The sequence below is a fragment of the Actinacidiphila yeochonensis CN732 genome (assembly GCF_000745345.1).
Lineage (GTDB): Bacteria > Actinomycetota > Actinomycetes > Streptomycetales > Streptomycetaceae > Actinacidiphila > Actinacidiphila yeochonensis.
The window spans coordinates 3526259-3550391 of record NZ_JQNR01000005.1; the positions used below are offsets into that span (position 1 = coordinate 3526259).

The 24133-nt window shown below is 69.6% G+C and carries 17 protein-coding genes; 14 read left to right on the top strand and 3 right to left on the bottom strand.

Going from position 1 to position 24133, the window contains the following annotated elements:
- The first annotated feature begins 74 nt into the window (after positions 1-74).
- The 3 genes from BS72_RS36800 (at position 75) to BS72_RS34760 (ending at position 1558) form a co-directional block, all read left to right on the top strand.
- Positions 75-254 carry a hypothetical protein gene (locus tag BS72_RS36800; protein ID WP_157856334.1) on the top strand — a complete coding sequence of 60 codons (180 nt, stop codon included), beginning with the start codon at positions 75-77 and terminating at the stop codon, positions 252-254.
- 293 nt (positions 255-547) lie between these two features.
- The gene (locus tag BS72_RS26375; RefSeq protein ID WP_037914156.1) at positions 548-832 is read left to right on the top strand and encodes a hypothetical protein; all 285 of its coding nucleotides are present in this window, start codon (positions 548-550) and stop codon (positions 830-832) included.
- A gap of 420 nt (positions 833-1252) precedes the next feature.
- A complete protein-coding gene (locus BS72_RS34760) occupies positions 1253-1558 on the top strand; it encodes a ribonuclease domain-containing protein (RefSeq protein ID WP_078901651.1) in 306 nt (101 codons plus the stop codon).
- Between the two features lie 129 nt (positions 1559-1687).
- Here BS72_RS34760 and BS72_RS26380 read toward each other — a convergent pair whose 3' ends face one another.
- Positions 1688-3217: a helix-turn-helix domain-containing protein gene (locus tag BS72_RS26380; protein WP_037914159.1), complete on the bottom strand. Its 1530-nt coding sequence runs from the start codon at positions 3215-3217 to the stop codon at positions 1688-1690.
- 500 nt (positions 3218-3717) lie between these two features.
- Between BS72_RS26380 and acnA the strand changes: the two genes are divergently transcribed.
- The 11 genes from acnA to BS72_RS26435 all read left to right on the top strand — a co-directional run bounded on the left by acnA (position 3718) and on the right by BS72_RS26435 (position 20497).
- Positions 3718-6432, top strand: coding sequence for an aconitate hydratase AcnA (gene acnA, locus BS72_RS26385; protein ID WP_037914162.1), 2715 nt, complete (start codon positions 3718-3720; stop codon positions 6430-6432).
- Between the two features lie 475 nt (positions 6433-6907).
- Positions 6908-8302, top strand: coding sequence for an N-acetylglucosamine/diacetylchitobiose ABC transporter substrate-binding protein (ngcE, locus tag BS72_RS26390; RefSeq protein ID WP_037914164.1), 1395 nt, complete (start codon positions 6908-6910; stop codon positions 8300-8302).
- 88 nt (positions 8303-8390) lie between these two features.
- Positions 8391-9326, top strand: coding sequence for a carbohydrate ABC transporter permease (locus BS72_RS26395; protein WP_037914167.1), 936 nt, complete (start codon positions 8391-8393; stop codon positions 9324-9326).
- 14 nt (positions 9327-9340) lie between these two features.
- Positions 9341-10276, top strand: coding sequence for a carbohydrate ABC transporter permease (locus BS72_RS26400; RefSeq protein ID WP_037914170.1), 936 nt, complete (start codon positions 9341-9343; stop codon positions 10274-10276).
- Between the two features lie 313 nt (positions 10277-10589).
- Positions 10590-11792, top strand: coding sequence for an ROK family transcriptional regulator (locus BS72_RS26405; protein ID WP_037914173.1), 1203 nt, complete (start codon positions 10590-10592; stop codon positions 11790-11792).
- Between the two features lie 137 nt (positions 11793-11929).
- Positions 11930-13015, top strand: coding sequence for a sugar ABC transporter substrate-binding protein (locus tag BS72_RS26410; RefSeq protein ID WP_037914176.1), 1086 nt, complete (start codon positions 11930-11932; stop codon positions 13013-13015).
- A gap of 272 nt (positions 13016-13287) precedes the next feature.
- Complete coding sequence (locus tag BS72_RS26415) at positions 13288-14076, top strand: ATP-binding cassette domain-containing protein (protein ID WP_078901652.1); 789 nt, start codon at positions 13288-13290, stop codon at positions 14074-14076.
- Positions 14073-15362 (top strand): sugar ABC transporter permease, encoded by a 1290-nt coding sequence (locus BS72_RS26420; protein ID WP_051951729.1) that lies wholly within the window; start codon positions 14073-14075, stop codon positions 15360-15362. The genes BS72_RS26415 and BS72_RS26420 overlap by 4 nt, the downstream gene beginning before the upstream one ends.
- A gap of 463 nt (positions 15363-15825) precedes the next feature.
- On the top strand, positions 15826-17784 hold the full coding sequence (gene dxs, locus BS72_RS26425; RefSeq protein WP_037914182.1) for a 1-deoxy-D-xylulose-5-phosphate synthase: 1959 nt from the start codon (positions 15826-15828) through the stop codon (positions 17782-17784).
- A 196-nt stretch (positions 17785-17980) separates the two neighbouring features.
- Entirely contained in the window at positions 17981-19486 is a 1506-nt protein-coding gene (locus BS72_RS26430; protein ID WP_051951731.1) for an amino acid permease, read from the top strand.
- A 135-nt stretch (positions 19487-19621) separates the two neighbouring features.
- A complete protein-coding gene (locus BS72_RS26435; RefSeq protein WP_051951732.1) occupies positions 19622-20497 on the top strand; it encodes a DsbA family protein in 876 nt (291 codons plus the stop codon).
- A gap of 271 nt (positions 20498-20768) precedes the next feature.
- On the opposite strand, the gene BS72_RS26440 is transcribed toward BS72_RS26435, so the two are convergent.
- Together BS72_RS26440 and BS72_RS26445 are read right to left on the bottom strand one after the other, a co-directional pair.
- Entirely contained in the window at positions 20769-22904 is a 2136-nt protein-coding gene (locus BS72_RS26440) for a 3-hydroxyacyl-CoA dehydrogenase NAD-binding domain-containing protein (RefSeq protein ID WP_037914185.1), read from the bottom strand.
- Positions 22901-24118 carry a thiolase family protein gene (locus BS72_RS26445; RefSeq protein ID WP_037917764.1) on the bottom strand — a complete coding sequence of 406 codons (1218 nt, stop codon included), beginning with the start codon at positions 24116-24118 and terminating at the stop codon, positions 22901-22903. Before BS72_RS26445 ends, BS72_RS26440 begins: the two co-directional genes overlap by 4 nt.
- Positions 24119-24133: the final 15 nt, after the last annotated feature.

A 24133-nucleotide genomic window follows, 5' to 3' on the forward strand; every position in this document is an offset into this window, starting at 1 on the left:
TCATGGCATTTGAGTGTGGTGCCCTCGGGCGTTCTGGCGGCAAGACTGCTCTGGAGTGCTTGCATTAACTTCTGGTGCACCTGCTGGCCCAAGATTCCGACGTCTCCCATGGTTCGATCAAGGAAGGCGAGGGCTGGGCTGCCAGCAGAATCCAGGTCGCCCGCCCTGGGGAAGTGATTCTAGAGCAGTATATTCAGGTGAGTGTCGGCGGAGAGGTCGTGGAAATTTACCTCGAGCGTGCCCGTGGGTGTTGAGCGACGATGATCTTCAGGGGCGGGATCTCATGATGCCAACTGTTCTCAGCGGAGTAATTGATCCTGTGGTCAATGATCGGATCACGACCTACGCCCTGACGGAGTGGCACGGAGTTTCATGGGACGAGACATCTGGATTTACCGTCCCGGGATCGTCTGATTAGCGCTATTCTGTAGCGTGGTTAAGCGGTCAATGGAAGTCCTGCTGGTCCTGCCTGATTTCTGATTGGGTGCGGATCTTGCTGCGCGAACTCCTCGCCCACGGAACCACCTTCAACGAGGCGAACTGAGGCATGATCACCGAGTGCGCGAAGGGCGAGACCCATGCGGCGACGCTGATCCTGGAATGCCTGGAGAAGAACGGCAGGAAGTTCGACGTGACAGAGGCGCTCCGCATGATCGCTGAGGCGAGCGACCCCCAATGGGAGCTGAAGAGCGTCCAGGCTGCTGTGCAGCTTGTCTTCGTCGGCGCAACGCGCCTCACCCACCTGCGCTGCACCCGAGGCAAGACCTCCGAGGCCGCCACCAACCCCGACGACGGCGACGGCCCGCCGCTTTGCGCAGCCGCCGTCCGCTGACGTTGCCGTCAGCTGCTGCCGTCGGACTCCTCGAAATGCTGATCAGAATTCTAAAGGAATTCTTCACTCTCGGAGCAGGTGTGCCTGCGGCAGGAAGGGTTAAGTCGCGCCGCACCATCTATGGCTCGTTCCGCCAAGCCTGGCGACGGTGACGACCTGCCACTTTGTGCAACACCCGTTCGCCGACGTTGCCGTCAGTTGCTGCTGTCAGACACCCAAAAGGCCCCCGCCGGAACATCATTCCGGCTGGGGGCATCGACATTTTTCGCAATCCGCCACTGCTAGGCGGTCAAGCTATTCTGACATATTGGAATAGATCTTCCCCGTGAGATCAGCGGATTTGCAGCCTCTCTGGCACTCGACAACCTCTCCGGGACCGTTGAGAGCCTCCAGTAAACCGGTGAGCTTCCGTCAAACTATATGACCAAGGAACAGGCGCAGGCGGCTGGCTGGAAACCAGGAAAGGTGCTAGGCAACGGCATTCCTGGTGGGCAGATAGGTGGCGATGTCTTCGAAAATGCGAATGGTCTCGTTCCTGGGGCGCCGGGTCGCACCTGGCGAGAGGCGGACCTGGGTATCAACCTCATGATGACGGAACGCTCCGAGCTGAGCAGGGCTCTCCTGGGCATTGAAGCGTTTGAACGGATCTCGTCGGTGCTGACCCGGGTCATGGATCAGGACGAGTCCTTCGGACTGGACGAAAGGTTCGCGGTGCGCTTTGCATAGCGGATGACCGGGACGCGAGCCCGAAGAAGCCCTGCCGGAGCATGTTGGTCCGGCGGAGCAGCGGCGCCGCCGCACCCTTTGGCGGCCCTTGTGGGCAGCGGTGGAAGGGGGTGCGGCGGCGCCGGCCGGTCAGATGTCGCGGAAGATCTCGATCTGCGCGCCGATCGTGTTCAGCCGCTCCGCCAGGTCCTCGTACCCCCGGTTGATGACGTAGACGTTGCGCAGCACCGACGTGCCCTCGGCCGCCATCATCGCCAGCAGGACGACCACCGCCGGGCGCAGCGCGGGCGGGCACATCATCTCGGCGGCGCGCCAGCGGGTCGGGCCCTCGACCAGGACGCGGTGCGGGTCGAGCAGCTTGATCTGGGCGCCGAGCCGGGTCAGCTCGGTCAGGTAGATCGCGCGGTTGTCGTAGACCCAGTCGTGGATGAGGGTGGACCCCATGGCGGTGGCGGCGATGGCCGCGAAGAACGGCACGTTGTCGATGTTGAGCCCGGGGAACGGCATCGGGTGGATCTTGTCGATGGGCGAGGTCAGCTTCGACGGGCGCACGGTGAGGTCGACGAGGCGGGTGCGGCCGTTGTCGGCCCGGTACTCCGGGGTCAGCTCGTGGTCCAGGCCCATCTCCTCCAGCACCGCGAGCTCGATCTCCATGAACTCGATCGGCACCCGGCGGATGGTGAGCTCCGACTCGGTGACCACGGCCGCGGCCAGCAGGCTCATCGCCTCGACCGGGTCCTCGGAGGGCGCGTAGTCCACGTCCCGGTCGATGGTCGCGACGCCGTGCACGGTGAGGGTGGTGGTGCCGATGCCCTCGACCCGCACCCCCAGCTCCTCAAGGAAGAAGCAGAGGTCCTGGACCATGTAGTTGGAGCTGGCGTTGCGGATGACGGTGGCGCCCTCGTACCGGGCGGCGGCCAGCAGTGCGTTCTCGGTGACCGTGTCGCCGCGCTCGGTCAGCACGATGGCCCGCTTCGGCGTGATGGCGCGGTCCACCTCGGCGTGGTAGGAGCCGTCGGTGGCCGTGATGTCCAGGCCGAAGTGGCGCAGCGCGTTCATGTGCGGCTGCACCGTGCGGGTGCCGAGGTCGCAACCGCCGGCGTAGGGGATGCGGAAGCGGTCGGCGCGGTGCAGCAGCGGGCCGAGGAACATGATCACGCTGCGGGTGCGGCGGGCGGCGTCGGTGTCCATCGCGGCCAGGTCCAGTTCGGCCGGCGGCACGATCTCCAGGTCGTTGCCGTCGTTGATCCAGCGGGTGCGCACCCCGATGCTGCCGAGCACCTCCAGGATGCGGTAGACCTCCTCGATCCGCGCCACCCGGCGCAGGGTCGTGCGGCCGGCGTTGAGCAGCGAGGCGCACAGCAGCGCGACACACGCGTTCTTGCTCGTCTTGACGTCTATGGCGCCGGACAGCCGGCGGCCGCCGACGACCCGCAGATGCATCGGACCGGCGTAGCCGAGCGCGACGATCTCGCTGTCCAGGGCCTCGCCGATCCGGGCGATCATCTCAAGACTGATGTTCTGATTACCGCGCTCGATGCGGTTCACGGCGCTCTGGCTGGTCCCCAGAGCCTCCGCCAACTGCGCCTGTGTCCAGCCTCGATGCTGGCGAGCGTCGCGGATGAGCCTGCCGATACGTACGAGGTAGTCGTCGGTCATGCCAAGAAGGCTATCTCATATATGAGATACGGCTACAGGGGCTGGTCCGTTCGTGGGCGAGCCGTGACCCGCCCGTCGACGGGGGTCCGCCGCGCCGACCTCACCGTACTGCCGAGGGTCCGGGGCGCCACCCGGGACGCGCAACGGAGGTACCCGGACGGCCGCGGCCCCATGGGTGACGGACGCGGCCGGCGCCCCGGCGGTTCCCGCCCCGACCGGCCGCGGCGGTTCCCGCCCCGACCGGCCGCCGCGGTCCCGCGTCCGGCCGCGCCGATCCTGTGCGCGGCCCTGTCTGGGCGGGCGGTGGGAGGGTAGTCGAGGGGTGCCGCGGGCGGGTGCCGGGCGCGGCGGGAACGCCCGGGGGCGTTCGGGGCGGGCCGGGGGTGTCCGGGGCGCCGCCGTGTACTAGAGTTATCTCGACATCGAGATATCTGCCGAGGCGTACCTGAGACCGGCAGCACGCGGTGGTACGCGCGAGAACATCCATGAAGGAGACTGTCGTGTCGGCGAACAGCTTCGACGCCCGCAGCGCCCTGCAGGTGGGCGGCGAATCGTATGAGATCTTCCGGCTGGACAAGGTGGAGGGCTCCGCCCGCCTGCCCTACAGCCTGAAGGTGCTGCTGGAGAACCTGCTGCGGACCGAGGACGGCGCCAACATCACGGCCGACCACATCCGCGCGGTCGGCGGGTGGGACTCCCAGGCCCAGCCGAGCCAGGAGATCCAGTTCACGCCGGCCCGCGTGATCATGCAGGACTTCACCGGCGTGCCCTGCGTGGTGGACCTGGCCACCATGCGCGAGGCGGTCAAGGAGCTGGGCGGCGACCCGGCCAAGATCAACCCGCTGGCCCCCGCCGAGCTGGTCATCGACCACTCGGTCATCGCCGACGTCTTCGGCGCCCCGGACGCCTTCCGGCGCAACGTGGAGCTGGAGTACGGCCGCAACAAGGAGCGCTACCAGTTCCTGCGCTGGGGCCAGACCGCGTTCGACGAGTTCAAGGTCGTCCCGCCCGGCACCGGCATCGTGCACCAGGTCAACATCGAGCACCTGGCCCGCGTCGTCATGGTCCGCGACGGCAAGGCGTACCCCGACACCCTGGTCGGCACCGACTCCCACACCACCATGGTCAACGGCCTGGGCGTGCTCGGCTGGGGCGTCGGCGGCATCGAGGCCGAGGCGGCCATGCTCGGCCAGCCGGTGTCGATGCTGATCCCGCGGGTCGTCGGCTTCAAGCTCACCGGCCAGCTGCCCACCGGCACCACCGCCACCGACCTGGTGCTGACCATCACCGAGATGCTCCGCAAGCACGGCGTGGTCGGCAAGTTCGTCGAGTTCTACGGCGAGGGCGTGGCCGCCACCTCCCTGGCCAACCGCGCCACCATCGGCAACATGTCGCCGGAGTTCGGCTCCACCGCCGCGATCTTCCCGATCGACGACGAGACGATCAACTACCTCAAGCTGACCGGCCGCTCCGAGCAGCAGGTCGCGCTGGTCGAGGCGTACGCCAAGGCCCAGGGCCTGTGGCTGGACCCGGCCGCCGAGCCGGACTACTCGGAGAAGCTGGAGCTCGACCTGGCCACGGTCGTCCCCTCCATCGCCGGCCCCAAGCGCCCGCAGGACCGCATCGTGCTGGCCAACGCCGCCGAGCAGTTCGCCGTGGACGTGCGCAACTACGTGACGGACGACGAGGAGGCGGGCAAGGAGTCCTTCCCGGCCTCCGACGTCCCGGCCACCCACAACGGCGTGCCGACCAAGCCGACCACGGTCACCACCCCCGAGGGCGACACGTACGAGATCGACCACGGCGCCGTCACCGTCGCCGCGATCACCTCGTGCACCAACACCTCGAACCCGTACGTGATGGTGGCCGCCGCGCTGGTGGCGAAGAAGGCCGTCGAGCGCGGCCTGACCCGCAAGCCGTGGGTCAAGACCACCCTGGCCCCGGGCTCGAAGGTCGTCACCGACTACTTCGACAAGTCCGGCCTGACCCCGTACCTGGACAAGCTGGGCTTCAACCTGGTGGGCTACGGCTGCACCACCTGCATCGGCAACTCCGGCCCGCTGCCGGAGGAGGTCTCCCAGGCGGTCAACGAGGCCGACCTCGCCGTCACCTCGGTGCTCTCCGGCAACCGCAACTTCGAGGGCCGGATCAACCCGGACGTCAAGATGAACTACCTCGCCTCGCCGCCGCTGGTCGTCGCGTACGCCATCGCCGGCTCGATGAAGGTGGACGTCACCAAGGACGCGCTGGGCACCGACACCGACGGCAAGCCCGTCTACCTCGCCGACATCTGGCCGACCGAGGCCGAGGTCAACGACGTGGTCGCCGGCGCCATCGGCCAGGACATGTTCAGCCAGTCCTACAAGGACGTCTTCGCGGGCGACGCCCAGTGGCAGGCGCTGCCGATCCCCACCGGCAACACCTTCGAGTGGGACACCGAGTCCACCTACGTCCGCAAGCCCCCGTACTTCGAGGGCATGGCGCAGGAGCCGGCGCCGGTCACCGACATCGCCGGTGCCCGCGTGCTGGCCAAGCTCGGCGACTCGGTCACCACCGACCACATCTCGCCGGCCGGCGCGATCAAGGCCGACACCCCGGCCGGCACGTACCTCACCGAGCACGGTGTGGAGCGGCGCGACTTCAACAGCTACGGCTCGCGGCGCGGCAACCACGAGGTGATGATCCGCGGCACCTTCGCCAACATCCGGCTGCGCAACCAGATCGCCCCGGGCACCGAAGGCGGGTTCACCCGCGACTTCACCCAGGACGGCGGACCGGTCGGCTTCATCTACGACGCCTCGCGCAACTACATCGAGCAGGGCATCCCGCTGGTCGTGCTGGCCGGCAAGGAGTACGGCTCCGGCTCGTCGCGCGACTGGGCGGCCAAGGGCACCGCGCTGCTGGGCGTGAAGGCCGTCATCGCCGAGTCCTACGAGCGCATCCACCGCTCGAACCTGATCGGCATGGGCGTGCTGCCGCTGCAGTACCCCGAGGGCGCCTCCGCGCAGAGCCTGGGTCTGACCGGTGAGGAGACCTTCACCTTCACCGGCGTGACCGCGCTCAACGAGGGCACCACCCCGCGCACGGTCAAGGTCACGACCGACACCGGCGTCGAGTTCGACGCCGTGGTCCGCATCGACACCCCTGGTGAGGCCGACTACTACCGCAACGGCGGCATCATGCAGTACGTGCTCCGCTCGCTGCTGCGCAAGTAACCGCACCGCGGCCGCACCCCGGCCGCCGCGTCCCCCGTACGGGCCGCACCTCCGTCACCCGGAGGTGCGGCCCGTACGCTTTTGCCGGTGTTTTGCCTGTTCCCCGCCGCTCTCGGCTGGTTCACTACTTGAACACGCCTGGTGGGAGGAGGTGTTGGGCCGCGGAAACAGCTTTCGGCCAAAGTTCCGGACGTTCGCCGACCCCACGTTTCGGGCAGGTCTCAACTCGGGAAAACTTGCCGTCCAAACTTACATTCGATCTTGCCCTGTTCGAGCGAAGTGGACTATACCTGTCGCGTCCAGGGGCCCGCGGAGCGCGGGAGCGGGCGGAGGACTCGGACCGGCTGCCTGAGACGGCGTCGGCTATCGTTCCTCGCCTCACTGGATGCAGAGCATCACTCACGCTTCAACTGTTCGCGGGCGTCGGCGGGTTCCGCTGCACCGCATGAGTCCTGGAGAGGGCGAGGACTTGAGCATGGGAACCGAGTTCAACCGGCGTGACGCAGTCAAGCGGGCGCTTGCCATCGGCGTTGTGGCCATTCCGAGCGCGTCGCTGCTGAGCGCGTGCGCGTCGAGCGGCGGCGGAGACAGCAGCTCTACCCCGTCCAAGGCGGCCGTCAGCAAGGGCAATCCGTTCGGCGTCGAGGCGAACACCGAGCTGGACGTGCTGATCTTCAAGGGCGGCTTCGGCGACGACTACGCCAAGCAGTTCGAGAAGCTGTACGGCAAGGAGTACCCGAAGGCGAAGATCTCGCACAACGCCACCCAGAACATCACCGGGTTGCTCCAGCCTCGTCTGAACGGCGGCACTCCGCCGGACGTCGTCGACGACTCCGGCAACGCGCAGATCAAGCTGGACGTCCTGCAGAAGGCCGACCAGCTCACCGACCTCACGCCGTTGCTGGACGCGCCCTCGGTCGACGACCCGAGCGTGAAGGTGCGCGACACCCTCATGCCGGGCACCATCGAACTGGGCACCATCGGGGGCAAGTTCGTCACCCTGCAGTACGTCTACACCGTCTTCGGCCTGTGGTACTCGGGCAAGCTGTTCAAGCAGCACGGCTGGACCGCCCCCAAGACCTGGGCGGACTTCATCTCGATGGGCGCGGAGATCAAGAAGGCCGGCATCTCCCCCTTCGCCCACCAGGGCAAGTACCCGTACTACATCAACGTCGCCATCGTGGACCTGGCCGTCAAGAACGGTGGCATGGACTGGCTGACGCGCCTGGACAACCTCGACGAGACCGTCTGGGACGACGCCGCGGCGAAGGCCGCCATCAACGCGGTCTACGAGATCGTGCAGAAGAACTACCTGCTGCCGGGCACCAACGGTATGACGCACATCGAGTCGCAGACCGCCTGGAACCAGTACAAGGCCGCCTTCATCCCCTGCGGCGCCTGGCTGGAGAACGAGCAACTGAAGGCCACACCCTCGGACTTCGAGATGACCTTCATGCCGATGCCCTCGCTCCCCGGTGACAAGCTGCCCTTCGACGCCCTGCGCGGCGGTGCCAACGAGCCGTTCATCGTCCCGAAGAAGGCCAAGAACGCGGCCGGCGGCATGGAGTTCATGCGCGTCATGCTCAGCAAGGCGGGTGCCACCTCCTTCGCGCAGAGCGCCAACTCCCTGACCGTGGTGAAGGACGGCATCGGCGACGACGTCCAGCTCCGGCCGGGCACCAAGTCCACCGTGACCGCGCTGAAGGCGGCCGGCGCCAACGTCTTCAACCCGACCTACCTGCAGACCGCCAGCTCGCTGGACGTCGACATGGGCAATGCCAGCTCGGAGCTGATGGCCAACCGCATCAAGCCCGACGAGTGGCTGAAGCGGGTCAAGGCGGCCACCGTGAAGGCCAAGAAGGGTTCCTGACATCGTCGGGCGGCGGCGCGGCCGGAGCACACGTCCGGCCGCGCCGCCGCCCACCCCGGATTCGCAGCGGAGCAGACCAGGGGCAGCAATGAGAAGAAACAGTAAGTACCCCTTTATCGTGGGATTCCTCATCGTCCCCGTCGCCTTGTACGCAGCGCTCGTGCTGTGGCCGTACATCCAGACGATCGGCTACTCGTTCACCGACTGGTCGGGCGAGTCGCAGAAGATGAACTTCGTCGGTTTCAAGAACTACACGACGCTGTTCTCCGACACCGTCTTCCGGCAGGCGCTGTGGCACAACATCCTGCTGCTGATCTTCCTGCCGGTGATCACGATCCTGCTGGCGCTGTTCTTCGCCTTCCTGCTCAACGTCGGAGGGCGTGGCGGCACCGCCGGAATCCACGGCGTGCGCGGCTCCGCGTTCTACAAAGTGGTCTTCTTCTTCCCCCAGGTGCTGTCGGTGGCCATCCTGGTGGTGCTCTTCGAGGCCGTCTACCGAAGCGACAGCGGCGGACTGCTCAACGGCATCCTGATCAAACTCCACCTGGAGAACGCCGACAAACCGATCGAGTGGCTGAGCGACCCGAGCCTGGTGCTCTGGTGCATTCTCGCCATCCTGGTCTGGTCCGGCGTCGGGTTCTACCTGGTGCTGTTCTCGGCGGCGATGCAGTCGATCCCGAAGGAGATCTACGAAGCCGCGCTGCTGGACGGCTCCGGTCGCGGGCAGACCTTCTTCAGGGTCACGATGCCCCTGCTGTGGGACAGCATCCAGACGGCCTGGGTCTATCTGGCCATCGCGGCCATGGACGCCTTCGCGCTGGTGTCCGCGCTGACCCCGGGCGTCTCCTACGGCGGCGGCCCGGACCACCACAGCGAGGTGCTCTCCACCGTCCTGATGCGCAACTTCCTCTACGCGGGGAAGAGCGGTTACGCCTGCGCCATGGGCGTCATCATCCTCCTGCTCACCCTGATCCTGTCCATCGTCACGCTCCGGGTCACCCGGCGCGAGCGCATCGAGTTCTGAACCGGGGGCGCGAGATGAGCACACCCACCATGGAGTCCCCCGCACCCGGACTGCCCGAGGAGCCGGTCGCGCCGCAGCAGCGGACAGCGGCCAAGCAGGCTCGGTTCGCCGACAGCGGCAGGGTCCTCAACGTCTTCTCCCACGGCTTTCTGATCCTGTGGGCGATCATGATCGTGCTGCCGCTGGCGTGGATCGTGATCAGCTCCTTCAAGACCGACGGTCAGATCGGCGGCAGCGCCTGGACCTGGCCGCACCACTGGTCGTTCGACGTCTTCCAGCGGGCCTGGAACAAGGGAATCGGCGGATTCCTGCTGCACACCGTGGTCGTGATGGTCTTCTCGGTGACCCTCACCATGCTCTTCGGCGCGATGGCCGCCTACGTCCTTTCGCGCTACGAGTTCCCGGGCAACCGCTTCCTCTACTACCTGTTCGTCGCCGGCGCGATGTTCCCGGTGTACCTGGCCCTGGTGCCGCTGTTCTTCATGGTGAAGAACCTCGGCATGCTCAACACCTACCAGGGTCTGATCCTCGTCTACATCGCCTACTCGCTGCCGTTCACCGTCTTCTTCCTGCACTCGTTCTTCCGGACGCTGCCGACGGCGATTCACGAGGCGGCCATGATCGACGGCTGCTCGCACTCCCGGGCGTTCTTCCAGGTCATGCTCCCCATGGCCAAGCCCGGCCTGATCAGCGTCGGCATCTTCAACGTACTCGGCCAGTGGAACCAGTACATCCTTCCGCTGACCCTCATGCAGAAGCAGACCGGTAGCGACCACGACCGGTCGGTGCTGACCGAGGGCCTGATGAACCTCGCGCTGCAGCAGGGCTACGCCGGCGACATGCCGGCCCTCTTCGCCGGTATGACCATCGCCATGATCCCGGTCCTCGTGGTCTACCTCTCGTTCCAGCGGCAGGTGCAGGCCGGCCTGACCGCGGGCACCATGAAGTGACCGGCGCGAGCATGGGAACGACCCTTGAGGGGAATGCCCCGGGGGGAAGGTGACGAAGGGGCGGCCCCCACCGCCCGTACGCCCGCGTCCAGCGGCCCCGCACACGCGGGGCCGCTGGTCCGCGTTCGGGGTGTCGGGCCGTAATGGGGCGGCTCTGCCCCTTGACGGGACATCATCGGAAACACTCAACTTAGAGTTCACATGTTGTAGACGACGGGGTCTCGCCGGTGTGAGCAGAGCCGCATCGGCCTTCCGGCCTCGTCCCGTGCGGGCCGCCGGGCCTCGGTCCGGCCGCCGGGCAGGAGTGGATGACGTGGAGACTCCGGGATCGCAGTCGTCGCTGCACCGGGCCAACCTGGAGCGGGTGGTGCGGGCCGTCCGGCTGGCCGGATCGCTCACCCAGGCGGAGATCGCGCGTACCACCGGCCTGTCGGCCGCGACGGTGTCGAACATCGTCCGCGAGCTCCGGGACAACGGCACGGTGCAGGTCACGCCGACCTCCTCGGGTGGTCGGCGGGCCCGCAGCGTGGCGCTGTCGGGGGACGCCGGGATCGTGGTCGGCGTCGACTTCGGCCACTCCCACCTGCGGGTGGCCGTCGGCAACCTCGCCCACCAGGTGCTGGCCGAGCAGTCCGAGCCGATCGACGTGGACGCCTCGGCGGCGGAGGGCTTCGACCGGGCCGAGCAGCTGGTGGACCGGCTCGTGCGGTCCACCGGGGTCAGCCGGGACAAGGTGCTCGGCGTGGGCCTGGGCGTGCCCGGCCCGATCGACGTCGAGTCCGGCACCCTGGGCTCCACGGCGATCCTGCCGGGCTGGAGCGGCCTCAACCCGCGCCAGGAGCTCTCCGGCCGGCTCGGCGTGCCCGTCCAGGTGGACAACGACGCCAACCTCGGCGCCCTCGGCGAGCTGGTGTGGGGCGCCGGGAGGGGGGTGCGCGACCTCGCGTACATCAAGGTGGCCAGCGGTGTCGGCGCCGGCCTGGTGGTCGACGGGCGGATCTACCGCGGCCCCGGCGGCACCGCCGGGGAGATCGGCCACATCACCCTGGACGAGGCCGGGCCGGTCTGCCGCTGCGGCAACCGCGGCTGCCTGGAGACCTTCACCGCGGCCCGCTACGTGCTGGAACTGCTCCGCGGCAGCCACGGCGACCAGCTCACCATCCCCAAGATGGTGCAGCTGGGACGGGAGGGGGACCCGGGATGCCGCCGGGTGATCGGCGACGTCGGGCGGCACATCGGAATGGGCGTGGCCAGCATGTGCAACCTGCTCAACCCGAGCCGGGTGGTGCTCGGCGGAGACCTCGCGGAGGCGGGGGAGCTGGTGCTGGGGCCGATCAGGGAGTCGGTGTCGCGCTACGCCATCCCCAGCGCCGCACAGCGGCTGTCGGTGATGCCGGGGGCGCTCGGGGCGCGGGCCGAGGTACTGGGCGCACTGGCCCTGGTCCTCAGCGAGTTGGGGGACTCCACCCTGCTCGACGGGAACACCTCGGTCGATACTCCGGCATTCTCCGCGTAACCGAGCGTTCACGCAGCTAACGAGACGTGCCGTTGCCATCTCGTTAAGTGTTTACTTCTTGACGACACCCGTCAACCGGAGTTGACTCACTCGCACCTCGGCCGCGGTGTTGCGGCCCTGTCAGGGAGGCAACCTCAATGAACGCAATGACGCGTCGGATTGTCATCGGCACGGCAGCGGTGTCGATGGCGCTCACCATGGCCGCGTGTGGCAAGGCGGGTGGCAGCAGCTCCGGCAAGGATAACAAGTCCATCGGCATCCTCCTGCCGGACAACGTGACGAACCGTTACAACCAGTTCGACAAGCCCTTGATGGAGAAGAAGATCAAGGAGCTCTGCTCGGACTGCAGCATCTCCTACGACGACGCCGGCGGTGACCCCAACAAGCAGGCGCAGCAGGTCAACACCATGGTCACCAAGGGTGTCAAGGTGCTGATCCTCGACCCGCAGGACTACGTGGCGATCAAGTCCTCGGTCGAGAACGCGGTGAAGAAGGGCGTCAAGGTCGTCGCCTACGACCGCTTCGCCGAGGGCCCGGTCTCGGCCTACGTCTCGTACGACAACGAGAAGATCGGTGAACTCCAGGGCCAGGCGCTGCTGGACGCCATGGGTCCCGCCGCCACCCCGTCGAGCAAGATCGTCATGATCGACGGCGACCCGTCCGACCCGAACGCCGCCCAGTTCAAGGCCGGCGCGCACAAGGCCCTGGACGGCAAGGTCAACATCGCCTACGAGCAGACCGGCCTGTGGAAGGACACCGAGGCCAACAAGAAGATGTCCGCGGCCATCACCTCCCTGGGCGCGAAGAGCATCGCGGGCGTGTACTCCGCCAACGACACGATGGCCGGCGGTATCGCCACCGCGCTCAAGGGCGCCGGCATCAACCCGCCGCTGACCGGTCAGGACGCCGAACTCACCGGCCTCCAGCGGATTCTGACGGGCACGCAGACCTCCACCATCTACAAGCCGTACGCGCCGGAGGCCAACGCCACCGCCGAGATCGCGGTCGACCTCATCGAGGGCAAGGACTTCAAGTCGATCACGGACACCACCGCCACCAGCGGCTCGGGCCAGTCCGTGCCGGCCCACCTGATCGGCGCCACCTCGGTGACCAAGGCCAACATCAACAGCACCGTCATCAAGGACGGCCTGTACAAGGTCTCGGACCTGTGCTCCGCCGAGTTCGTCGCGGCGTGCAAGGCGGCCGGTATCAGCGTCAGCTGATGAAGCGTCACCCGCGGTCCGAGTGAGGGCCGCCGCCTCCCGCAGAGCCTGTCCGGCGCTCCCGCCCCACCACCACCCCGCTGCCGGGGCGGGGCGCCGGACGGAAGGCGGCTGCGAGGGCGGCTGGTCGGAGCCGGCCGGCGGGTCACCGGGGAACGGGGGCGTCGTGCCCCCTCCCCGTACAGTTCTGTCATGTGTGCTGCCCAAGCAGCGCCCCCTCCGCGGCTGTTCACGAACGCCGCGGCATCCCCGCCGGTCAGGCGGCGAAGGAGATGGTTCACGTGTCCGCTACGCCCGTGCTGGCGTTGCGCGGAGTCTCCAAGCGATTCGGTGCGGTCCAGGCCCTCACCGACGTCGAACTGGAGGTCCATGCCGGAGAGGTTGTCGCCCTGGTGGGTGACAACGGTGCCGGCAAGTCCACCCTTGTCAAGACGATCGCGGGTGTCCACCCGATCGACGAAGGCCAGATCGAGTGGGAGGGCAAGCCGGTCGACATCAACCGGCCGCAGGACGCCCAGCACCTCGGTGTCGCCACCGTCTACCAGGACCTCGCGCTCTGCGACAACCTCGATGTAGTCGGCAACCTCTTCCTCGGCCGGGAGCTGCTCCGCGCGGGCGCCCTGGACGAGGTCACGATGGAGAAGCGCAGCCGCGAGCTGCTCGACACCCTCTCCATCCGCATCCCCAGCGTCCGCATCCCGATCGCCAGCCTCTCCGGCGGTCAGCGCCAGGTGGTGGCGATCGCCCGCGCGCTCATCGGCGAGCCCAAGATCGTCATCCTCGACGAGCCCACCGCCGCCCTCGGCGTCGAGCAGACCGCTCAGGTCCTCGACCTGGTCGAGCGGCTGCGCGAGCGCGGCCTCGGCGTCATCCTCATCAGCCACAACATGGCCGACGTGATGGCGGTCGCGGACACCGTGAGCGTGCTGCGGCTGGGCCGCAACAACGGTTCCTTCGACGTGAAGACGACCACCAACGAAGAGATCATCGCCGCTATCACCGGTGCCACGGACAACGCGGTGACCCGTCGGCGCGCGCGCAACACGGAGGCGGCCAAGTGAGCAGCGACAAGACCACCGCGGGCACCTCCACCACGGAGGAGGTCCCTCCGCCGGCCGTGCCGGCGATCGACCCCCGACTGCTGGTCCGCGAGCAGGGCCTCGCCGGCTACTGGACGGAGTTCAGGCGCCGGATCAAGGGCGGTGAACTCGGCTCGATGCCCGTCATCGCGGCCCTGATCATCATCGTCATCGTCTTCCAGCTGGCCAACGACCGCTTCCTGAGCGCCAACAACATCAGCAACATCGGCTACTACCTGGCCGGCACCGGCATGCTGTCCATCGGCCTGGTGTTCGTGCTGCTGCTCGGCGAGATCGACCTGTCGGTCGCCTCGGTCAGCGGTCTGGCCGCCGCGATCTTCGCGGTGTTCACCACCAGCCACGGGATGAACCTGTGGCTGGCGGCCCTGCTGACCCTCGTCATCGGTGCGCTCATCGGAGCCTTCCACGGCTTCTTCCTGGCCAAGGTCGGCGTTCCCGCGTTCGTGGTCACCCTCGCCGGCTTCCTCGGCTGGAACGGCTACATGCTGTGGCTGCTCCGCAAGACCGGCAGCATCTCGATCGCGGACAAGGGCCCGATCAAGATCATGGACCAGAACTCCTACTTCATGAACTCCGACGTCGCCGGCGCCTACATCCTGGCGACCGTCGGAGTCGCGCTGATGCTCGGCACCTCGCTGTTCGACCAGGCCCGCCGCCGCAAGGCCGGTGTGCCCTTCCGGGCCACCAGCGAGATCATCCTGCGCACGGCGCTGGTGGCGATCGTCTCCTACGGCGTCGCGATCGTGCTGAACAACTACAACGGTGTGCCGAACTCCCTGGTGATCTTCCTGGTCGTCCTGGTGATCTGCGACTTCGTGGTGCGCCGCACCACCTTCGGCCGCAAGGTCTTCGCCCTGGGCGGCAGCCTTGAGGCGTCCCGCCGAGCCGGTATCAGCGTGCCGGCCGTGCGGATCGCGGTGTTCTCCCTCGCCGGCGGCTTCGCGGCCCTGGGCGGCCTGTTCCTCGCGGGGCAGATCCAGACCGCCAACACCCAGGCCGGCAGCGGCAACGACCTGATGCTCGCCATCGCGGCAGTGGTCATCGGCGGCACCAGCCTCTTCGGTGGCCGCGGCAGCATCTGGTCGGCGCTCATCGGCGGCCTGGTGATCACGTCCATCCAGACCGGTCTCGACCTGCTCAACATGGACCAGTCGATCCAGTACATGATCACCGGCGCGGTGCTGCTGGCCGCGGTGATCATCGACTCGGTCTCCCGCCGCACCCAGCGGTCCTCCGGCCGGGCCTGACCCCGGCGCGGCGCGGCCGGCCCCCGGGGCCGGCCGCACTCCGCGCCGCAGCCCCTGACGCCCGCCGGGCGGCCCCGTCACCCGGGGCGCCCGGCGGGCGTGCCGCGTTCCGGGGCCGCCGGCGGGCCGGGCTCCGCAGCGCCCTCCCGGGCTTTCCAGCGCTCTCCGGTGCTCTCCCGGCTCCCCGGGCAGGGCGGGGCCGCGCGGAGGCCGCTCCCCGCCCGGTCGGGCGGGTGGACGGCGGGGCCGCCCGGCCGCCATACCGGACATGTGCTCGAATTGCCTGCCGGACACCTGGCTGAAGGCGGGCCCCGCCACTCGTCCCACGAGGTGGCGTCCGCCCGGGTGACCCGTCTCGCATGGGTCGGCCGCCGCGCCGATAACCGGAACACTAGACTCGCTCCAGGCCAAAGGCGGCCCACGCCGAGCGTGACAGGCAGACGACAGGAAGAGGAGGCACGGGGTGGCACTGCTGACCCGTATCAACGGTCCCCGCGACCTGGACCGGCTCGGCCCGCAGCAGCTGGAGCAGCTCGCCGGGGAGATCCGCGCCTTCCTCGTCGAAGCCGTCTCCAAGACGGGCGGCCACCTGGGCCCCAACCTGGGCGTGGTGGAGCTGACCATCGCGCTGCACCGCGTCTTCGACTCGCCGGTCGACCGCGTCCTGTGGGACACCGGGCACCAGGCTTACGTCCACAAGCTGCTGACGGGGCGGCAGGACTTCAGCCGGCTCAAGTCCACCGGCGGCCTGTCCGGCTACCCCTCGCGTGCCGAGTCCGAGCACGACGTGATCGAGAACAGCCACGCCTCCACGGTGCTCGGCTGGGCCGACGGCCTGGCCAAGGCCAACCAGCTGCGCGGCCGCGGCGACCACGTCGTCGCCGTGATCGGTGACGGCGCGCTCACCGGCGGTATGGCCTGGGAGGCGCTGAACAACATCGCCGCCGCCAAGGACCGCCCGCTGGTCGTCGTCGTCAACGACAACGAGTGGTCGTACTCGCCCACCATCGGCGGCCTGGCCAACCACCTGGCGACCCTGCGCACCACCGACGGCTACGAGCAGTTCCTCGCCCGTACCCGCGAGGTGCTGGAGCGCACGCCGCTCATCGGCCGGCCGCTGTACGAGACGCTGCACGGCGCCAAGAAGGGCCTGAAGGACTTCATCACCCCGCAGGGGATGTTCGAGGACCTGGGCCTGAAGTACCTCGGCCCGATCGACGGCCACGACATCGAGGCCGTGGAGTCCGCGCTCCAGCGCGCCAAGCGCTTCCGCGGTCCCGTGCTGGTGCACTGCATCACCGAGAAGGGCCGCGGCTACACCCCCGCCGAGCGGGACGAGACCGACCGCTTCCACGGCATCGGCCCGATCCACCCCGACACCGGCCTGCCCATCGCCGCCGGCGGGGCCGACTGGACCTCCGTCTTCGGCGACGAGATGCTGGAGCTGGGCCGGGAGCGCGAGGACATCGTCGCCATCACCGCCGCGATGCTGCACCCGGTGGGCCTGACGAAGTTCGCCAAGGAGTTCCCCGACCGCGTCTACGACGTCGGCATCGCCGAGCAGCACGCCGCGGTCTCCGCCGCGGGCCTGGCCACGGGCGGGCTGCACCCGGTGGTCGCGGTCTACGCGACCTTCCTGAACCGCGCCTTCGACCAGGTGCTGATGGACGTCGCCCTGCACCGCTGCGGGGTCACCTTCGTGCTGGACCGGGCCGGTGTGACCGGCAGCGACGGTCCGTCCCACAACGGCATGTGGGACATGTCGATCCTCCAGGTGGTGCCGGGCCTGCGGATCGCCGCGCCGCGCGACGCCGACCAGGTCCGCGCCCAGCTGCGCGAGGCCGTCGCCGTGGAGGACGCGCCCACGGTGGTGCGCTACTCCAAGGGCGCCGTCGGCCCCGCCGTCGCCGCGGTCGGACGGATCGGCGGCATGGACCTGCTGCGCCCGCCGGCCGAGGGCACCGAGCAGCCCGACGTGCTGCTGATCTCCGTGGGAGCGCTGGCCCCCATGTGCCTGGAGATCGCCGCACTGCTCGACGCCCAGGGCATCACCTCCACCGTGGTCGACCCGCGCTGGGTCAAGCCCGTCGACCCCGAGCTGCCCGCGCTGGCCGCCCGCCACCGGGTCGTGGTCACCGTCGAGGACAACGGACGGGCCGGCGGCGTCGGCTCCTCCATCGCGCAGGCCCTGCGGGACGCGGAGGTCGACGTCCCGCTGCGCGACTTCGGCATCCCCCAGGAGTTCCTGCCGCACGGCTCCCGCAAGGACGTCATGGCCGCCGTGGGGCTGACCGCGCCCGCCATCGCCCGGCAGGTCACCGGCGTCGTCGCCACCCTCGGCGGCCGGTTCGCCGACGAGGCCGCCGACCCGGCCGGGGCCGAGGGCGACCCCGCCGACACCGGTCGCGCCGCCCGCGACTGAGCCAGGCCGGGGCCTGCCGGGTCCGGCCCGCGCCCAGGGAAGAGGGGGGCACCCGCACGGGTGAACCCCCTCTTCCGCTGGCGTACGCGTGAGCGCGCCTTTCCGGGTGAGACGACCCACCGCAGTGGAGTAACGACGTCGCCTGGAATCGGGAGGGCGGCACCTCGCCGCTCGCGACCCCAGGAGGTGCGCCTTCGTGGACACCGGATTCCAGGACAGCTCGACCCCGCCGCGCCGCGGGCTCTTCCGGGCGAAGACCGTCGAGGAGTCCATCGCGGACACCGAGGACCCCGAGCGCGGGCTGCGCAAGGAGCTGTCCACGCTGGACCTGGTGGCCTACGGCGTCGGTGTGATCATCGGCACCGGCATCTTCGTGGTGACCGGCTCGGTCGCCAAGCAGTACGCCGGCCCCGCGGTCGCGCTGGCGTTCATCGCCGCCGGCGTCGTGTGCGCGCTGGCCGCGCTCTGCTACGCGGAGTTCGCCTCCACCGTGCCGGTGGCCGGCTCCGCGTACACCTTCGGCTACGCCTCCATCGGGGAGCTGCCCGCCTGGATCATCGGCTGGGACCTGGTGCTGGAGCTGGCGCTGGGCGCGGCGGTGGTGGCCGGCGGCTGGTCCGGCTACATCGCCAGCCTGCTCTCCGACGCCGGGGCGGACGTGCCCGCCTCGCTCAGCCACCAGGGCGGCGGCTTCGGCTTCGACATCCTGGCCGCCGCGCTGGTCCTGGTGCTCACCGGCATCGTGATGGTCGGCATGAAGCTGTCGGCCCGGGTCACGGGCGTGGTGGTGGCGGTGAAGGTCACCGTGGTGCTCCTGGTGATCTTCGCCGGCCTCTTCTACGTCACCGGCGGCAACTACCACCCGTTCCTGCCGCCCTCGCGGTCCAACACCGGCGGCGGCTCCCAGCTGCACGCCCCGCTGGTCCAGGTGATGTTCGGGTTCACCCCGTCCTCGTTCGGCGTGATGGGCATCTTCTCCGCCGCCGCCGTGGTCTTCTTCGCCTTCATCGGCTTCGACATCGTCGCCACCGCCGCCGAGGAGACCCGCCACCCGCAGCGGGACCTGCCGCGCGGGATCTTCGGCTCCCTGGTGGTCTGCACCGTGCTGTACGTGGCGGTGTCGCTGGTCGTCACCGGGATGGAGAAGTACTCGAAGCTGGACACCAGCGCCCCGCTGGCCAACGCGTTCACCTCGGTCGGGGCGCACTTCTGGGCCGACGTGATCAGCTTCGGCGCCGCCGTCGGCCTCACCTCGGTGGTGCTGATCCTGCTGCTGGGCCAGACCCGGGTGTTCTTCGCGATGAGCCGGGACGGGCTGCTGCCCCGGGCCTTCTCCCGGGTCCACCCGCGCTTCGGCACCCCCTACCGCACCACGCTGCTGCTGGGCACGGCCGTCGCGGCGATCGCCGGCTTCTTCAGCGTCGGGCAGCTGGAGGAGATGGTGAACATCGGCACGCTCTTCGCGTTCATCGTGGTCGCCGTGGGCGTGGTGGTGCTCCGCCACACCCGCCCCGACCTGCACCGGGCGTTCCGTGCGCCGTGGGTGCCGTTCCTGCCGGCGCTGTCGGTGTGCGCCTCGCTGTGGCTCATGATCAACCTCAGCGTCGAGACATGGCTGCGGTTCGCCGGCTGGATGGTCGTCGGCCTGGCCGTCTACTTCGGCTACGGCCGCGGTCACAGCCGGCTGGCACGCGGCCGCTGAGCCCGCCCCCGTCCCGCGGCCCGGCGGGTTCACCGGCCCCGGGCGGCCACCCGCCCCGGCCCGTTTCCGGGCCGGGGCCGCGCGGTGGTAGAAATGCGCGAGAGCTCGCGCGGGACGATCGAGGTGGCGTAAGGCATGGCCGAATCCAAGGGGTCCAAGGAATCGACGGGACCCGACAGCACCGGTGGCACGACGCTGCCGGGCTCCAAGAAGCGCAAGGGCATAGTGGCCCGGCTGCGCCCTTACGCCGTGGGTGTCATGGCGATGGTCGTGGTCTTCGGCGGCTCCGCGGTCATCGGCAAGCACGTGCGGGACAACAAGGACGACAAGGTCCGCAACCCCACCGGCGCCGCCGCGCCCGCCCCGGTGCCCACCGGCCCGGCCGACAGTGCCTCGCCGAGCCCCACCGCGGCCTCCGGGTCGAAGCTCCAGATCGCCATCCACCCGTCGGCGCCGGTGACCGTCACCATCTACGAGGACCTGCGCAGCCCCGACTCCAAGGCGTTCGCGGACGAGTACCAGGACACCTTCCGCCAGCTGCTGACGACCGGTCAGGTCGAACTCCACTACCAGCTGGTCACCGCCACCGACAGGACCTACGGCGGCACGGGTTCGGAGTACGTGGCCAACGCCGCGGCGTGCGCGCAGGACCAGAGCCGCTTCACGCAGTTCGTCCTGCAGGTCTGGCAGCACCAGCCCGACCCGCACTCCGACACCCTGGCCGACGAGAACCAGATAAAGAGTCTCGCGAGGAAGGCCGGCGGGATCAAGATGGCCACCTTCGAGCCCTGCATCGAGCAGGGCGACCACATCGGGTGGGTGCGCAGCTCGCAGGCCGACTTCGCCGCCTCGAAGCTGGGCTCGGTGCCGGCCGTGGAGATCGACAACAAGCCGGTGAAGGACGTGCGCACCTCGCTCACCCCGGCCGAGCTGCGCTCCGCGGTCGAGAAGGAGGTCAAGCGCGTGGTCGCGCTCCAGGCCACCCCGACGGCCTCGCCCACCCTGCACTGACAGGAGCGGGCGCCGGCGCCCAGGCGCACTGAACGGCGGGCCGCGGACCACCCTCACGGGTGCGTACCGCGGCCCGCCGTTCCCGTGTCGCGAGCCGCGGGCCCCGAGCTCCCCGGGGCCCCGCGGCATGACACGGCCGCGGCACCAGCTCCCAGGAGCCCTGGCATCCGGCCCGGACACCGCCGGCGGGGCGCCCGTACGGCCCGCGACGCGGCGGTGCCCGGCGCCCCCTCGCGGGGGAGGCCGGGCACCGGGCGGCCGGGTGGGGCCGTCAGACCGCCGGGACGCTCGCCACGCCCGGTTCCAGGAACGGCTTGCCGTTCACCCGCTGGGACACGCCCTCCCGGTCCAGGTACGGCGTGACGCCGCCCAGGTGGAACGGCCAGCCCGCGCCGGTGATCAGGCACAGGTCGATGTCCTGCGCCTCGGCCACCACGCCCTCGTCCAGCATCAGCCCGATCTCCTGGGCCACCGCGTCCAGCACCCGCGCGCGCACCTGCTCCCCGGTGAGTACCGTGTCGCCCTGCTCGACCAGCGCCAGCACCTCGGGGTCCAGCTCCGGCCTGCCCGAGTCGTGGACGTAGAATCCGCGCTTGCCGGCCCTGACCATGGCCGCCAGGTTCCGCGAGACGGTGAACCGCTCGGGGAAGGCGTCGTGCAGCGTCTGCGACACGTGCAGGCCGATGGCCGGGCCGACCAGCTCCAGCAGCACCAGCGGCGACATCGGCAGGCCCAGCGGCTCCACCGCCCGCTCGGCGACGTCCCACGGGGTGCCCTCGTCGATGGCGTTCTGGATCTCGCCCATGAAGCGGGTCAGGATGCGGTTGACCACGAACGCCGGGGCGTCCTTGACCAGTACCGCGGTCTTCTTCAGCTTCTTCGCCACGGCGAACGCGGTGGCCAGCGAGGCGTCGTCGGTCGCCTCGGCCCGCACCACCTCCAGCAGCGGCAGCACCGCGACCGGGTTGAAGAAGTGGAAGCCGACCACCCGTTCGGGGTGCGCGAGCTTCGCGGCCATCTCCGACACCGACAGCGAGGAGGTGTTGGTGGCCAGTACCGCGTCCGGCCGTACCACCGCCTCCAGTTCGGCGAAGACCTGCTGCTTGACGCCCATCTCCTCGAAGACGGCCTCGATCACGAAGTCCGCGTCGCCGAACGCCGCCGCCTTGTCCAGGTGGCCGGTGACCAGGCCCTTGAGCCGGTTGGCCTGGTCGGGGCGGACCCGGCCGCGGGTCAGCAGCCGGTCGATCTCGCCGTGCACGGAGGCGACGCCCTTGTCGATCCGCTCCTGGTCGACGTCGGTGAGCACCACCGGCACCTCAAGGCGGCGGGCGAACAGCAGCGCCAGCTGGGAGGCCATCAGGCCCGCGCCCACCACGCCGACCTTGGACACCGGACGGGCCAGCGACCGGTCCGGCGCGCCCACGGGCCGCTTGCCGCGCTTCTGCACCAGGTTGAAGGCGTAGACCCCGGCCCGCAGCTCGCCTCCCATGATCAGGTCGGCCAGCGCCTCGTCCTCGGCGGCGAACCCCTGCCGCAGGTCGCCGCCGCGGGCCGCCGAGATGAGCTCCAGCGCCCGGTAGGCGGCCGGGGCCGCGCCGTGCACCTTGCTGTCGGCGATCTCCCGGCCGCGCGCCACCGCCAGGTCCCACGCCTCGCCGCGGTCCACCTGCGGGCGGGCCACCTCCAGCTGGCCGCGCAGCACGGCGGCGGTCCAGGCGAGCGACTGCTCCAGGAAGTCGGCGGCCTCGAACAGGGCGTCGGCGATGCCGAGTTCGAAGACCTGGGCGCCCTTGAGCTGGCGGTTCTGGTTGAGCGCGTTCTCGATGATGACGGTGACCGCCCGGTCGGCGCCGATCAGGTCGGGCAGCAGCGTGCAGCCGCCCCAGCCCGGCACCAGGCCGAGGAAGACCTCGGGCAGCGCGAACGCCGGGACCGACGCGGAGACGGTCCGGTAGGTGCAGTACAGGCCGATCTCGACGCCGCCGCCCATGGCCGCGCCGTTGTAGTACGCGAAGGTCGGCACCGCCAGCGACCGCAACCGGGAGAAGACCTCGTGGCCGCCGCGGCCGATCGCCAGCGCCTCCTCGCGGCGGGCCAGCAGCTCCACGCCCTTGAGGTCGGCGCCGACGGCGAAGATGAACGGCTTGCCGGTGATCCCGACGCCGATGATCTCCCCGTCCGCGGCCTCCTTCTCGACCTGGTCCAGCGCCGCGTCCAGGTGGCCCAGCGACCGCGGGCCGAAGGTGGAGGGCTTGGTGTGGTCGAAGCCGTTGTCCAGCGTGACGAGGGCGAACCGGCCGGCCCCCGGCAGCTCCAGGTGGCGTACGTGGGCCTGGGTGACGACCTCGTCGGGGAAGCGCTCGGCCGCCTGGGCCAGCAGGTCCTTGGTGGTGGGCTCGCTCACTTGTCCCCCTCGAAGTGCGGGTTCTCCCAGATGACGGTGCCGCCCATGCCGAAGCCGACGCACATCGTGGTGATGCCGTAGCGCACCTGCGGCTGGTCCTCGAACTGCCGGGCCAGCTGCGTCATCAGCCGCACCCCGGAGGAGGCCAGCGGGTGCCCGAACGCGATGGCGCCGCCGTACTGGTTGACCCGCGGGTCGTCGTCCGCGATGCCGTAGTGGTCCAGCAGCGACAGCACCTGCACGGCGAACGCCTCGTTCACCTCGATCAGGCCGATGTCGTCCATCGTCAGGCCGGCCCGGGCGAGCGCCTTCTCGGTGGCCGGGATCGGGCCGATGCCCATCACCTCCGGCTCGACGCCGGCGAACGCGTACCCCACCAGGCGCATCTTCACCGGCAGGCCCAGCTCCTCGGCCACGTCCTCGGCGGCCAGCAGCGAGGCGGTGGCGCCGTCGTTGAGGCCGGCGGAGTTGCCCGCGGTGACCCGGCCGTGCGGGCGGAAGGGGGTCTTCAGGCCGGCCAGCTGCTCGACCGTGGTGCCGGGCCGCATCGGCTCGTCCGCGGTGGCCAGGCCCCAGCCGGTCTCCCCGCCCTCGGGGGAGGTGCGGCGCACCGCGATCGGCACCAGGTCCGGCTGGACCCGGTTGTCGGCGTAGGCCTTGGCGGCCTTCTCCTGGCTGCGCGCCGCGTACGCGTCGGCCCGCTCCCTGGTCAGCCGCGGGAAGCGGTCGTGCAGGTTCTCCGCGGTCATGCCCATGAACAGCGCGGACTCGTCGACCAGCTTCTCCGAGACGAACCGCGGGTTGGGGTCCACGCCCTCGCCCATCGGGTGGCGGCCCATGTGCTCCACCCCGCCGGCCACGACCACGTCGTAGGCGCCCAGCGCGATGCCGCCCGCGGTGGTGGTCACCGCGGTCATGGCGCCGGCGCACATCCGGTCGATGGAGAAGCCCGGCACGGTCGTCGGCAGCCCGGCCAGGATGGCGGCCGTGCGGCCCAGCGTCAGGCCCTGGTCGCCGATCTGCGTGGTGGCGGCCACGGCCACCTCGTCGATCCGGCCCGGCTCCAGGCCCGGGTTGCGCCGCAGCAGCTCCCGGACGCACTTGATCACCAGGTCGTCGGCGCGGGTCTCGTGGTAGATGCCCTTGGGGCCCGCCTTGCCGAACGGTGTCCGGACGCCGTCGACGAAAACGACGTCCCTCGCGGTACGAGGCACCTTCACTCCCCTTCG

Excerpts from the sequence above, each read along its gene's own strand:
- BS72_RS26375 (WP_037914156.1), top strand. The coding sequence starts at position 548 with ATGATCACCGAGTGCGCGAAGGGCGAGACCCATGCGGCGACGCTGATC.
- BS72_RS34760 (WP_078901651.1), top strand. The coding sequence starts at position 1,253 with ATGACCAAGGAACAGGCGCAGGCGGCTGGCTGGAAACCAGGAAAGGTG.
- BS72_RS26380 (WP_037914159.1), bottom strand. The coding sequence starts at position 3,217 with ATGACCGACGACTACCTCGTACGTATCGGCAGGCTCATCCGCGACGCT.
- ngcE (WP_037914164.1), top strand. The coding sequence starts at position 6,908 with ATGGGAACCGAGTTCAACCGGCGTGACGCAGTCAAGCGGGCGCTTGCC.
- BS72_RS26395 (WP_037914167.1), top strand. The coding sequence starts at position 8,391 with ATGAGAAGAAACAGTAAGTACCCCTTTATCGTGGGATTCCTCATCGTC.
- BS72_RS26400 (WP_037914170.1), top strand. The coding sequence starts at position 9,341 with ATGAGCACACCCACCATGGAGTCCCCCGCACCCGGACTGCCCGAGGAG.
- BS72_RS26410 (WP_037914176.1), top strand. The coding sequence starts at position 11,930 with ATGAACGCAATGACGCGTCGGATTGTCATCGGCACGGCAGCGGTGTCG.
- BS72_RS26415 (WP_078901652.1), top strand. The coding sequence starts at position 13,288 with ATGGTTCACGTGTCCGCTACGCCCGTGCTGGCGTTGCGCGGAGTCTCC.
- BS72_RS26435 (WP_051951732.1), top strand. The coding sequence starts at position 19,622 with ATGGCCGAATCCAAGGGGTCCAAGGAATCGACGGGACCCGACAGCACC.